Origin of the sequence: Pseudomonas fluorescens (genome assembly GCF_000968015.1) — a bacterium.
Classification (GTDB): Bacteria; Pseudomonadota; Gammaproteobacteria; order Pseudomonadales; family Pseudomonadaceae; genus Aquipseudomonas; species Aquipseudomonas fluorescens_W.
Map to the genome: position 1 here is coordinate 57,249 of NZ_LACH01000031.1, position 12,810 is coordinate 70,058.

At 61.4% G+C, this 12,810-nt stretch carries 13 protein-coding genes; 6 read left to right on the forward strand and 7 right to left on the reverse strand.

Going from position 1 to position 12,810, the window contains the following annotated elements:
- Window positions 1-109 precede the first annotated feature (109 nt).
- Entirely contained in the window at window positions 110-922 is an 813-nt protein-coding gene (locus VD17_RS14745; RefSeq protein WP_046054434.1) for an alpha/beta fold hydrolase, read from the forward strand.
- 94 nt (window positions 923-1,016) lie between these two features.
- Here VD17_RS14745 and dsbG read toward each other — a convergent pair whose 3' ends face one another.
- The 3 genes from dsbG to dsbD are packed head-to-tail and all read right to left on the reverse strand — an operon-like array spanning window position 1,017 to window position 4,365.
- Complete coding sequence (dsbG, locus tag VD17_RS14750; protein ID WP_046054435.1) at window positions 1,017-1,787, reverse strand: thiol:disulfide interchange protein DsbG; 771 nt, start codon at window positions 1,785-1,787, stop codon at window positions 1,017-1,019.
- The gene (locus VD17_RS14755; protein ID WP_046054436.1) at window positions 1,763-2,629 is read right to left on the reverse strand and encodes a TlpA disulfide reductase family protein; all 867 of its coding nucleotides are present in this window, start codon (window positions 2,627-2,629) and stop codon (window positions 1,763-1,765) included. The genes dsbG and VD17_RS14755 overlap by 25 nt, the downstream gene beginning before the upstream one ends.
- Complete coding sequence (gene dsbD / locus VD17_RS14760; RefSeq protein WP_046054437.1) at window positions 2,629-4,365, reverse strand: protein-disulfide reductase DsbD; 1,737 nt, start codon at window positions 4,363-4,365, stop codon at window positions 2,629-2,631. Before dsbD ends, VD17_RS14755 begins: the two co-directional genes overlap by 1 nt.
- A 153-nt stretch (window positions 4,366-4,518) precedes the next feature.
- Here dsbD and VD17_RS14765 point away from each other — a divergent pair, with 153 nt between their 5' ends.
- From VD17_RS14765 to VD17_RS14785, 5 genes are all read left to right on the forward strand, one after another.
- On the forward strand, window positions 4,519-5,202 hold the full coding sequence (locus tag VD17_RS14765; protein WP_046054438.1) for a response regulator: 684 nt from the start codon (window positions 4,519-4,521) through the stop codon (window positions 5,200-5,202).
- Window positions 5,199-6,524: an ATP-binding protein gene (locus VD17_RS14770; protein ID WP_046054439.1), complete on the forward strand. Its 1,326-nt coding sequence runs from the start codon at window positions 5,199-5,201 to the stop codon at window positions 6,522-6,524. The genes VD17_RS14765 and VD17_RS14770 overlap by 4 nt, the downstream gene beginning before the upstream one ends.
- A 215-nt stretch (window positions 6,525-6,739) precedes the next feature.
- A complete protein-coding gene (locus tag VD17_RS14775) occupies window positions 6,740-7,225 on the forward strand; it encodes a GNAT family N-acetyltransferase (RefSeq protein ID WP_046054440.1) in 486 nt (161 codons plus the stop codon).
- 77 nt (window positions 7,226-7,302) lie between these two features.
- Window positions 7,303-8,715: an aspartate aminotransferase family protein gene (locus tag VD17_RS14780; protein WP_046054441.1), complete on the forward strand. Its 1,413-nt coding sequence runs from the start codon at window positions 7,303-7,305 to the stop codon at window positions 8,713-8,715.
- A gap of 81 nt (window positions 8,716-8,796) precedes the next feature.
- Complete coding sequence (locus VD17_RS14785; RefSeq protein WP_046054442.1) at window positions 8,797-9,024, forward strand: MbtH family protein; 228 nt, start codon at window positions 8,797-8,799, stop codon at window positions 9,022-9,024.
- A 163-nt stretch (window positions 9,025-9,187) separates the two neighbouring features.
- On the opposite strand, the gene VD17_RS14790 is transcribed toward VD17_RS14785, so the two are convergent.
- From VD17_RS14790 to VD17_RS14805, 4 genes are read right to left on the reverse strand one after another with little or no spacing between them, the layout of a single operon-like run.
- Window positions 9,188-10,102 carry a metal ABC transporter substrate-binding protein gene (locus VD17_RS14790; RefSeq protein WP_046054443.1) on the reverse strand — a complete coding sequence of 305 codons (915 nt, stop codon included), beginning with the start codon at window positions 10,100-10,102 and terminating at the stop codon, window positions 9,188-9,190.
- Window positions 10,103-11,002: a metal ABC transporter permease gene (locus VD17_RS14795; RefSeq protein ID WP_003226663.1), complete on the reverse strand. Its 900-nt coding sequence runs from the start codon at window positions 11,000-11,002 to the stop codon at window positions 10,103-10,105. It abuts the gene before it with no gap.
- Window positions 11,002-11,865 (reverse strand): metal ABC transporter ATP-binding protein, encoded by an 864-nt coding sequence (locus VD17_RS14800; RefSeq protein ID WP_046054444.1) that lies wholly within the window; start codon window positions 11,863-11,865, stop codon window positions 11,002-11,004. The genes VD17_RS14795 and VD17_RS14800 overlap by 1 nt, the downstream gene beginning before the upstream one ends.
- Window positions 11,862-12,788 (reverse strand): metal ABC transporter substrate-binding protein, encoded by a 927-nt coding sequence (locus tag VD17_RS14805; RefSeq protein WP_046054445.1) that lies wholly within the window; start codon window positions 12,786-12,788, stop codon window positions 11,862-11,864. The genes VD17_RS14800 and VD17_RS14805 overlap by 4 nt, the downstream gene beginning before the upstream one ends.
- Window positions 12,789-12,810: the final 22 nt, after the last annotated feature.

The window sequence follows — 12,810 nt, forward strand, 5'->3', positions numbered from 1 at the left end:
CTGTGGGAGCGAGCTTGCTCGCGATGAGGCCAGTTCAGACAACTACAAAGTTGACTATGGATCTTCAGCGGCACAGTCTGCCTGTGCCCTTTTGGAGAGGAGACAACCGATGCCCTTCGCAACAATAGACGGACAACCCCTTCACTACATTGATCAAGGCACCGGCCCAGCCGTTTTGCTGGCCGGCAGTTATCTGTGGGACCAGGCCATGTGGGCGCCGCAGATCGCCGCCCTGTCGCAGCAATACCGGGTGATTGCTCTGGACCTCTGGGGCCACGGTGAGTCCGGGCGGATGCCGGAGAGTACACAGTCGCTGGATGACGTAGCGCGCCAGGCATTGGCGCTGCTCGATCATCTGGACATCGACCGTGTCACGCTGGTCGGTCTTTCGGTCGGTGGTATGTGGGGCGTGCGTCTGGCGCTGTCGGCACCGCAGCGCATCAACGGTCTGGTGCTGATGGACACCTACGTCGGCGTCGAGCCGGAACCGACTCGCCAATACTATTTCTCGCTGTTCAAACAGATCGAAGACACGGGCTTGATCGCGCCGCAGTTGCTCGACATCGTCGTGCCGATCTTCTTCCGCCCGGGCATCGATTCGCAGTCGGCGCTGTATCAGGATTTCCGCGCCAAACTGGCCGCACTGCCGCCGGAACGTCTGCGCGAGAGCATCGTGCCGATGGGGCGGATTACGTTTGGGCGGGATGATCTGTTGCCGCGTCTGGGCGAGTTGAATCCTGACACCACACTGCTGATGTGTGGCGATCAGGACAAACCGCGGCCGCCGTCGGAGACGAAGGAGATGGCCGAGTTGATTGGTTGCCCGTATCTGCTGGTGCCGGAAGCGGGGCATATCTCCAATCTGGAGAACCCGCAGTTCGTGACGGCGACTTTGCTGAAGTTTTTGGCTGAGAGAGCTTAGTCGGTTCTGCTGACGCCTTCGCGAGCAGGCTCGCTCCCACAGGGGAACGCATTCCAATGTGGGAGCGAGCTTGCTCGCGATGGGGCCGGTGAGGTCACTTAGGCCCGAGAATTTGCACCAACTTGTCCGGCGAAGGCGCGCCTTGCTGTTGTTGCAGCTCGCCCTTGTCGTCCATGTAGAAAATCGCCGGGGTGGCCTGCAACTCCAGGTCTTCCATCAACTTCATGTTGGCCGCCAGCTTCGCCTGAATCGCCGGGGGCACGTTTTTCAGGGCTTTTAGCGAGCTGTCCTTGCCTGCCTTCTCATGGTCTTCCAGCGCTTTCTGCGGATCCTTGGCGGCCAGCAGCGCAGCGGATTTCCCCGGACTGTCTTCGCGAATGATGCCGACCATGATGTGCCGCAGTTGCACCTTACCCGCCTTGACCCATGGCCGCGCCTGTTCCCAGAACACGTTGCAATAAGGGCAGTTCGGATCGCTGAACAGGTACACGATCCGCGGTGCATCTTTCTTCCCGTCACCGATCCAGTTGCTGGTTTCCATCTTGCCCCAGACTTCCTTGGCCATCGGTGCGTAAACCAGCTTCTGCAATGGCGCACTGCTCAGGTCTTTGCCCTCGGCGTCGTACAGATTGCCGAGCAGCACGTGCTTGCCATCCGGCGTCAGGTACAACGCGATGCCATGGTTCTGGTACTGCGCCGCATAACCGCGCAAACCGTCGGGTGCGTCGAATTGGCCGACGATTTTCGCGCCCTTGGCTTCGATTTTCTTGATCGCTTCGGGCAATTCTTCGGCGGCCTGTAGCGACGGTAGATGCAGCAGGGCGGCGCCCAGGGTCAACGTCAGCAGGTGGCGGAGGCGGGGCATGGCAATTTCCTTGAAGAGGTGGCCGGTGCGGCAGGATTCGGGGTGTCGAAGTTTTCCAGGGCACGGGCCAGGCTGGCTTCCGACAGCTCACCCAGATGGCTGCCCAGCAGGCGACCGTCGGGGCTATAGAACAGCGTAGTCGGCAACGCCATGGAACCGACGGCCTGACCCAATCGGCCACTGCCGTCGAACAGCACGTTGGACAGGCTCAGGCCCTGGGTTTCCAGAAAAGTACTGACGCTTTGCATGCTTTCAGCCTGATTGACGAACAGGAACGTCAGGTCCGGGCGGTGTTGCTGGGCGTTTTCCAGCACCGGCATTTCCCGACGGCACGGCGGACACCAGGTGGCCCAAAGATTGATCACCAACGGGCCGCCCTTGTAATCAGCCAGTTGCACGGTTTCACCGGCAGCATTGCGCAAGGTGATTTCCGGCAGGCGTGTGCCCTGTTCGTAAAGGGTCAGGGAGAAGGTCGCCAGCAGCCAGAACGCCAAACCGCTGGCCACACCAAAGCCCAGCGGCCGGCGCAAGCCCGGACGACGCCAGCCTCGATACAACGCGGCAAGCAGCAGCACGATCACACCCGGCCAGGCAAGGAAACCGCCGTCGCGCAGGTCGATGATCTGCCAGGGGTCATCGCGATAATGCATCCAGTAAACGACCACAAAACTGACCCGGGCGGCCAACATGCCCAGCAGGAACAGGCTGAACAGCACCGACTCTGGATTCTCGCCGCCGCGCTTGGCCACCCGCCAGCCGATGAAGGTCGCCAGCGCCAGGGCGCTGATCAGCAGCAGGTGATTAAGCGCGATGGCAAAAGTGCCGAGGGTAAAGGTCAGCATTAACGGGCGTCTCGGGTAGTGGTCCAGCGTTGCAGGAAGGTGCCGGCATCGACCTCACCGGTGATGCGCTGGCTGCGACGCTCAATGCCATCGGCACCGATCCACAGCAGGCTCGGTGGCCCCGGCACTTTATAACGGCCGAGCAGTTCACGGCTCGCGGCATTGTCGGCGGTGACGTCCAGCCGTAGCAAGCGCACATCGCTCAAGGCTTGCAGTACATGAGCTTTGCCGAACACCTGTTTTTCCATGACCTTGCACGACACACACCAGTCGGCGTAGTAGTCCAGCAGCACCCACTGGCCCTGAGCCTGTGCTGCGTCGAGTTCCCGTTGCAGAGCTGCCGGGTCCTTGATCGTGGTGAATGCGTCGTGGCCGACCGGGTTTGCGGCGCTGCTCGAGTTTGAAGCGCTGTAGACCTGCAATGGCTTCAACAAGTCATCACTGCCGCCGGCGGCACCGATCAGCAGCAGGCTGCCCCACACACCCAGCAAGAGTGAGCTGGCGCCGAACACATGGGCGACGCGACCGAAACCTTCCGACTGCTTCCAGGCGCTGTACGCGGCAATCAACAGTAATGCACCGCACAAACCAATCCACAGTGATTCATCCAGCACCGGACGCAGCATCAGCAACGCGGTGGCGAGGAACAGGAAGCCGAATACGCCCTTGAGCAGGTTCATCCAGGCGCCGGGTTTGGGCAGGAAGCGATTGCCGACGGTGACCAACACCAGCAGCGGCACACCGATGCCGATGCCCATGGCGAACAGAATCAGCCCGCCATGCAGCGCATTGCCGCTTTGCGCGATGTAGAGCAAGGCGCCCGCCAGCGGGGCGGTCATGCACGGACCCACCAGCAAACCGGACAAGGCCCCCAACACACCGGCACCGAACAGGCTGCCGCCGCGTTGATTGCGCGAGACATTTTCCAGTCGATCACGCACGGCCACCGGCAGTTGCAACTCGAAGAAGCCGAACATCGGCAACGCCAGCAACACAAACACCGCCGCGAAACTGCCCAGCAACCAAGGGTTCTGCAACAACGCCTGCAGATTCGCCCCGAGCAGCGCGGCCAGCACGCCCATCGCCGCATACACCAGCGCCATGCTCACGACGTAGCTGGTGGCCAAGGCGAAACCGCGCTTGGGCGTGGCGCCACTGCCGACGATCAAACCGCCCAGAATCGGCAGCATCGGCAGCGAGCAAGGCGTGAAGGCCAGTAACAGCCCCAGACCGAAGAACACCAGCAAGCTCCAGCCCAGCGCCCGTTGTTGCAGGCCGCTGGCCAGGGCTTGATCCGGCGCTTCGTTTGTCGCAGCGATAGAGGCTTTGCCGCCCAGATCCACGACCTGAGTTTGCGGTGGATAACACAACCCGGCATCGGCACAGCCTTGGAAGCCCACTTTGATTTGACCCGTGGCGCCTGCCGGGATCTTCAGCTCAAGGCCTTGGCGATAGACCTGCTGTTCGCCGAAGAACTCGTCGCTGTGCGCTTCGCCTTCAGGCAATGCGGGATGGTGCTCAGCGGGTAAACCATCGAACTTCAGGCGTTTCTGATAAAGGTAATACCCGTCGGCGATCTGCCAATAGAGCTGGGTTTCACCGGACTCAAGACGTTCGGAGGTAAAGATGAACGCCTTGCCGACGGGAAGAAAATCGGGTTTGGTCGCGAACGGATCAGTCCCTGCCTGGGCCAGACCCGAGATCAAGAGAACAAAAAATACAAACAGTCGACGCATGGGTAAGCCTTATCCCTGTGCAAGTGAGGTGAAGAATGGGAGGCGGCGATTAACCAATGATTAACCACAGTGGCCTTGTGGCAATGGCGCTTGCGGCATAATGTCCGCTTAATCGGCCACCGGCCTAATCACCCTTTTTCAACAGGTCTCACCATGCACGTACTGGTTTGCGAAGACGACGAGTTGATCGCCAGCGGCATTGTCGCCGGCCTCACCGCTCAGGGCCTGACGGTAGAGCATGTCGCCACCGCAGCGTCTGCCCGGGCGATGCTCAAGGTCGCCGAGTTCGATGTGATGGTGCTCGACCTCGGTCTGCCCGATGAAGACGGTTTGAAGCTGCTGCAGCAGTTGCGACACAGCGGTCTGGAAATCCCGGTGTTGATCCTCACCGCCCGCGATTCAGTCACCGACCGCGTTGATGGCTTGCAAGCCGGCGCCGACGATTACCTGCTCAAACCGTTCGACCTGCGTGAACTCGCCGCGCGTCTGCATACGTTGCTACGACGGGTGGCGGGGCGTAGCGTCAACCTGATCGAACACGGTCGCCTGACCTACGACCCGAGCAGCCGCGAAACCATGCTCGGCGGCCAGCCGGTGGACCTTTCCCGTAGAGAACAATCGCTGTTGCAGGCCTTGCTGCATAACCGGGGCCGGGTGTTGTCCACCGAGCAACTGAAAGACAGCGTTTATGGTTTTAACGATGAACTGGAAAGCAACGCCCTCAACGTGCATATCCATCACCTGCGGCGCAAACTTGGCAATGGCATTGTCGAGACGGTGCGCGGCCTGGGCTATCGGCTGGGGCCGGCCGATGGTGGAGAGGAATTGAAAAAGTGATGAGCCTGCGTTTGCGCCTGAGCCTGACACTCGGCGCCGCTTTTGCCCTGATCTGGGCCTTGGCTGCGGCCTGGATGCTCAGCGACCTGCGCAATCAGATGATGTTTTCCCTCGACCAGCGGCTTGTAGCGTCGGCACGCATGGTCGCGGGCCTGATGGAGCAATTGCCGCCATTGCCGAGCAAGGGCGAGGGCACCCATTTCAGCGCTGAACAACTGAACCTCCCCGGCGGCATGGCCTGCCAGGTCAGTTCATTACGCGGCGAAATCCTCGCCCGCAGTCACACCGATCCGCAACAAACCCTGGAAGCCGAGAAAATGGGCTTTCACGACCAGATGATCGACGGCGCACCGTGGCGCAGTTTCACCCTGGCCCGTGGCGATGTGCGCATCACCACCGCCGACCGGCAGATCGAGCGTGAGGCCTTGAACATGTCGATCCTGCTGGCGGCTTCGGTGCCGGTGGGCGTGGCCTTGCTCGGTTGCCTGTGCCTGCTCTGGCTGGGGATCGGCCAGGGGCTGGCGCCACTCAACCGCATGCGTGATGCCTTGATGCGCCGCAGCGCAGACTCCCTGGAACCGCTGCAGATCCAGCCGCTGCCCAGCGAACTGCAACCGTTGCTGGACACCCAGAATCAGCTGTTCCAGCGCATCGGCAAGACCATCGAACGGGAACGCCGCCTGACCGGTGACGCCGCCCATGAATTGCGCAGCCCGCTGACGGCGATCAAGACCCACCTGCAAGTGGCGCGCATGACCGATGGCGCGGCTCGGGATCAATCCCTGGCCCGGGCGGAAGAGGGCGCCGATCGCCTGCACCGGACCCTTGAACAATTGCTGCTGCTGGCACGGGTCGAGGGCAGTCTGTCGTTCGATGACGGCGTGCAATGCAGCGCCGAGCAGGTGGCGAAACTGGCGATTCAGGACGCTGCCAGTGGTGATCGTCAGCGGATCAAGCTGCAGATGCCGAGCAAATTCTCCGCTGCACCGGTGCAAATGCCAGCCGTTTTGTCGATTGCGGCGTTGCGCAACCTTTTGGACAACGCCCTGCGTCATACCCCGGGCGAAGGGGCGGTGGAGCTGAGCCTGGAAACCACTGGCAGCCGTGTGCGCTTTTTGGTCCGCGACCACGGCCCGGGGATTGCTGAAGACGATCTGCAACACCTGACCCAACGCTTCTGGCGCAATGGCCAGAGCACCGGCTGCGGACTGGGTCTGGCGATTGTCCAGGCGATCGTCCAGCGCTGCGGCTGTACGTTGCATTTCGACAGCCGGCCGGACGGGTTGCGAGTCGAACTGACCATGCCGTTGCAACCGATCTAACCCACAACAAAAATCCCCTGTGGGAGCGAGCTTGCTCGCGATGACGGTCTGTCAGTCACATCAATACTGGATGTGCCGCCGCTATCGCGAGCAAGCTCGCTCCCACAGGGGGTCTATGTCGCACACCAAATGTAACGTCTCTCCATTAGCCGTCAGCTCTCCACAGCGCTATCGTCCCCGGCAGCTTTTTCTCAATGGATTGAGGTAACAGCGCCATGGATGCCCCCCTACACATTTGCAAGGCAACCCCCGCCGACGCCGGCATCATCAGCCGGATCGTCGACCGCTCCATTCGCGTGGGTTGCGCGCTCGACCATCGCAATGATCCGCTCACCGTCGCCACCTGGACCCACAACAAAACCATCGAACACGTGCAGCCCTGGCTGACCGACGAGCGGTTGTACCTGAACATCGCCCTGTTGCAGGACAAACCGGTGGGCGTCGCGATGGCTGCGATCAGCGGTAAGGTCGCGTTTTGCTACGTACAACCGGAATGGTTTCGTCGCGGCGCGGGGCAAGCGCTGGTGCGCGACCTCGAAGGCTGGTTGACCGATCAGGGTTTGCGCCAGGCACGACTCAACAGCACCCGCACCAGCGAAGCGTTTTACCGTCATCTGGGTTACCAGCCTTGCGCTGAAACCTTCACGGTGGCGGGGCTCCACGCCATTCCCATGCACAAAGCGCTGGCACCCCCTTCATAGAAAGCTGATAGAGGGTCTAAATCCTCGGCGCCCTGATGCGTTTCCAGAACAGGAAAACCTTATTGAGGGGTCGAGAGATGTCAGTCGCTACCAGCCTTATGGAAGATCAGTCGGCCCGGATCACTCCGGTGCCGACCGAGACGCTTTATCAGTTCAACGAATCGCCGCTGCTGGCCCGTCAAAACCAGCAGGAATCGAATGCCCGCAGCTATCCGCGACGCATTCCCCTGGCCCTCAAGCGTGCCAAGGGCATTTATGTCGAAGACGTCGAAGGTCGCCGTTTCATCGACTGCCTGGCCGGCGCAGGGACGTTGGCCCTTGGGCACAACCATCCGGTGGTGATCGAAGCGATCCAGCAAGTGCTGACCGATGAACTGCCGCTGCACACCCTCGACCTGACGACCCCGGTCAAGGATCAATTCGTTCAGGACCTGTTCGGCCTGCTGCCCCCGGCTTTGGCCGCTGAAGCCAGGATCCAGTTCTGCGGCCCGACCGGCACCGACGCGGTGGAAGCCGCGCTGAAACTGGTGCGCACCGCCACCGGACGCAGCACCGTGCTGTCGTTCCAGGGTGGTTATCATGGCATGAGCCAGGGCGCGCTGAGCCTGATGGGCAGCCTGGGGCCGAAAAAACCCTTGGGCGCCTTGCTCAGCAGCGGCGTGCAGTTCATGCCGTATCCCTATGATTACCGCTGCCCGTTCGGGCTCGGCGGCGCGCAAGGCGTGAAGGTCAATCTGAACTACCTGGAAAACCTGCTGAATGATCCCGAGGCTGGCGTGCAATTGCCGGCAGCGGTGATCGTCGAGGTCGTGCAGGGCGAGGGCGGGGTGATCCCGGCCGATCTCGACTGGTTGCGCGGCCTGCGGCGGATTACCGAAAAGGCCGGTGTGGCGCTGATCGTCGATGAAATCCAGAGCGGTTTTGCCCGCACCGGCAAGATGTTCGCCTTCGAACACGCCGGGATCATTCCGGACGTGGTGGTCATGTCCAAAGCCATCGGCGGCAGTTTGCCGCTGGCGGTGGTGGTCTATCGCGACTGGCTCGACACCTGGTTGCCGGGCGCCCATGCCGGGACCTTCCGCGGCAATCAAATGGCCATGGCCGCAGGTTCTGCGGTGATGCGTTACCTGACCGAACACAAGGTCTGCGAGCACGCCGCCGCCATGGGCGAACGCTTGAGCGAACACCTGCGCATCCTGCAACGGGACTTCCCGCAGTTGGGTGATATTCGCGGTCGCGGCTTGATGCTGGGTGTTGAACTGGTCGATCCGACTGGCGAGCCAGATGCGCTGGGTCATCCGCCGATTTTCGGTCGTTTGGCGCCGCTGGTGCAGCGTGAATGCCTCAAGCGCGGCTTGATTCTCGAACTGGGCGGCCGTCATGGCGGCGTGGTGCGCTTCCTGCCGCCGCTGGTGATTACCGCTGCGGAAATTGATCAAGTGGCCGAGATTTTCGGCCGGGCCATGGCCGCTGCCACCGCCAGCCTCTAAATTTTTCAGCCTCCGACACGTTCTTTCTACATAACGGCTGCGCACGCAGTGCAGCCCACCCTACAGCGATGGAGAAACACCATGACTTCAGTATTCGACCGCGAGGACATCCTCTTTCAGGTCGTGGTCAACCACGAAGAGCAGTACTCGATCTGGCCCGACTACAAAGCCGTGCCTGCAGGCTGGCGTACAGTGGGCAAGAGTGGCTTGAAGAAGGAATGCCTGGCTTACATCGAAGAAACCTGGACTGACATGCGTCCGCTGAGCCTGCGCCAGAAGATGGACGAGCAGGCGGCAGTGGCTCACTAAGTCACCGCGCAGAAAGAAGCCCGCTGAACCGGTAAGGTCAGCGGGCTTTTTGTTGGGGTTGAACATCAAAGGATCGCAGCCTCGTTTCACTCGACAGCTCCTACGAGGGCTCCACAAAACCTGTAGGAGCTGTCGAGTGAAACGAGGCTGCGATCTTTTGATCTTAGGCCGATGGCTTGCCGCTCAACCCCTTGATCACCAAATCCACATTCCCCTCCAGCTCGGCCACCGGATCCGCCGCCTCCACACTCAACACCACCAACCGACTCCCAGCCTCGGCAATCACCTCTTTCATCGCCTCCGACGGCTGCCGATGATGCAGCACCACCGCCACATCATTGTCCTTGAGTGTCGCACCCAATTGCTTGAGCGCTTCAGGCGTCCACTCGGCATCCGGCCGCGCATCGAGGCCGATCAGTTCCAGGTTCAGACCGCCAATCAGATAGCCAAAGTGATCGCTCAGGCTCATCACGCTGAGGTTGTCGGCACTGGCCAACCGCGCTTCGCTGTCAGCGCTGAGCTTGAGCAAGCGCTGTTTGAGCGTCGCCAGGTTAGCCTCGATCTTCGGCTTGGCCTCGGGCGCCAGGCGCACCAGGTCTGCCGCCATGACGTCCGCCATCCGCCCCATGTTGTTGCTGGACAACCACGGCTGACTGTTCAACCCATCAACCTTGTTGCCAGGCTGCACGGCGATGCCGGGCAGGGCGCCGTCCACCGGGCGGGCGGCGTCGACTTCGACGATACGAATGTTGCTGCGCCGGGAGATCGGGTAAAGCGGATCATCCGCCCACAGCGAACGCAGACCAATCACAGCATCGGCCTCGGTCGCCAGTTTGGCCAGCGCCGGGGCGCCACGGCCGGTGAAGTAAGCAGTCTGGCGGCTGCCGGGCAGGTTCGCCGGCGCGGCACGTTCAAGGTTGATGGCGGTGCCTCTGAGCAAGACTTCGCCCAGCCCGTATGTGATCGGCAAGGACGCCAGCACCCGCAGAGGTTTGGCGCTGTCCGCCGCGAGCAGCGGGGTATTGACCAGCCCACACAGGGCAAAGGCCAGGGTCAGTTGACGCAGAGAAAAAGACATTTATCCAAGGTTCCCTTTCAGACTGGGGACAACGCCACGCGCAATGGCGGCGAGAGCGAAGGCGATACCGGCCACCAGAATGATCGCGGCGCCGGACGGGATAGGCAGGTCGAACACAATCGGCGCGAGAATCCCGCACAGCGTGCTGACCGTGGCGATCAGCACCGAGCACCAGAAGAAGCCCTTCAGCGACTGACTCAGCAATCGCGCCGCCGCCGCCGGAATCACCAGCAGCGCACCGACCAGTATCGCGCCGATGACTTTCACCGCCGCCACGGTGATCAGGGTCACCAGAATCACAAACAGATAATCCAGCGTCTTCACCGCCACACCTCGGACTGCCGCCAGTTGCGGATTGAAACTGGCCAACATGATGCGGTTGTACAGCGGCAACGCCAGCGCCATGACCAATGAACCGACGATGGCCAACACCAGCAGGTCATTGCCGTTGACGGTCAGCACCGAACCGAACAACACGTTTTCGAGGATGTGTACGTTGATTTTGCCCGCCAGAATCAGCAGCAGACTGGCACCCAGCGCCAACGACACGGAAAGGAACACGCCGATCAAGGTATCCGGCGCCAGACCCGTGCGATTGCGCAGGTAGTTCAGCAAGATGCCGAACAACAAGCAGTAGCCGAACAGGCTGCCGTAAGGCCCGGTGTACGGTTCGCCCAGCAGAATGCCGATGGCCACGCCGGTCAGTGCCGCGTGGCCTACCGCTTCGGAAAAAAACGCGAAGCGCTTGACCACCACCAACGTCCCCAAACCGCCCAGCACCGGGCCGATCAGCAAACCGGCGAGCAACGCGTTAACTACAAATCCATAGGCCAGCGCCTCGGGCAGATAACCCGACGAGGCCCAACCCTGGACCATCAAACGAAAGGCTTCGTAACTCATCAGGCAGCGCTCCGTGGATGGGTCGAGAACAGGGTCAGCAGGCGTTCCGGGGTCAGTGCCTGTTTCGGCGTGGCATCGAACAACACCCGGCGATTAAGCCCGGTGACGCGATCTGCCAGCCGTCCGACCGCTTCCAGATCATGTTCGATCCACAGCACGGTGATGCCGCTCTGGCGCCAGTCGCCGAGCAGCCGTTCGAACACCTGAATTCCTGCCTCATCCAACGCCGACATCGGTTCATCCAACACCAACAAGTGCGGTGCCGGAATCAACCCTTGGGCAAGCAACACCCGCTGGCGCTCACCGCCAGACAACGCACCCATGCGCCGCTTGCGTTTGTCCTGCATGCCGACCCGTTCCAGGGCTTCGCCAATCGCGGCGGCGTAGTGCTTGCTCAACCCGAGAAACGCCGGACGCCGCTGGCACATCGCGGCCATGAAATCGTCGACAGTCATTGGCAAACCCCGATCGAATTCCAACGCTTGGGGTACGTAGCCGATGGTTCCAGGTGTGCCGGGCCATTGCAGACTCAAGCGACCCTGATGCGGCATCTGCCCGAGCAAGGTCTTGATCAGCGAACTTTTACCGCCGCCGTTGGGGCCGACCAGCGCATGCACGCTGCCGGGCTGGACCTGGAAGGTCACATTGTCGAGGATCGTCGTGAGCCCGAGGGTTAAGCTGACCTCCGCAAAATCCAGCGTCGGCCCCAACCCCTGTAGGAGTGAGCCTGCTCGCGAAAGCGGTGGGTCAGTCAACGTTGATGTCGACTGAAGCTCCCTCTTCGCGAGCAGGCTCGCTCCTACAGGGGATTCGGTGTCAGTTGGATCGGGGTTTTGTGCGCAGATGGTTTCTTTGGCGGTCATTGGCCGGACTCCTGAATCGCCCGGACCACGGTGTTGAGGTTGCCGGTCATTTCCTTTTCATACTTGTCGGCGGTGTATTCGCCATAGGAAATGTGCGACAGCGGATACAGCTTCACCCCGGATTCACGCTGGATGGTCTCGACGTAGGTGGACGGGAAATCCATCTCCGAGAAGATCACTTTTACGTCCAGTTCCCGCAGTTGATCGATGGTCTTTTTCAGCTGGCTCGGGCTCGGCTCGATGCCGTGCGCCGGTTCGACCACGGCGGTCACTTCCAGGCCAAATTCGCGCAGCAAATAATCGTAAGCCGCATGAACTGTGGCCACTCGCAGTTCGGCATTCGGCGCCTGAGTCAGTTTCGCCAGGGCGTCGGCGCGCATCTGCCGCAGGCGTTTGCCGTAGGCGCGGGCGTTCTGGATGTAGGTCTTGGCGTTGGCCGGGTCGAGCTTGCCCAGTTCCCGGGCGATGTTGTTGACCTGGGCAATCGAGGCGCTGATCGACAGGAAGGTGTGCGGGTTTACCACCTTACCGGCGCCGCGAGCGGCGACGCCGGTGGCGGCCAGCAACGGCACGTTTTCGTTGGCTTCGATCACCGGGACGTTCGGCGTTTCGCTGGCGGCGATCATGCGGTCGGCGAAGTCGTCATGGCCGACGCCGTTTAACACGACCACGTCCAGTCCGCTGATGCGCTTGATGTCTTCGGCGCGCGGCTCGTAGGCATGCGGGTTGAAACCGGCCGGAATCAGCGGCACCACCTCGGCCTTGTCACCGACGATGTTCGCCACGTAGCTGTAATAAGGGTGCAGGGTGATGCCGATGCGCAGGCGCTTGGTCTCGTCGGCATTGGCCAGCGAGGTCAGCAGACAAGCCAGTAAACCGACCAACATCAGGCGCAAGAAACAACGTTGAGATGAAATAGGCATGGGAAAGCGGTCTTCTCTCGGG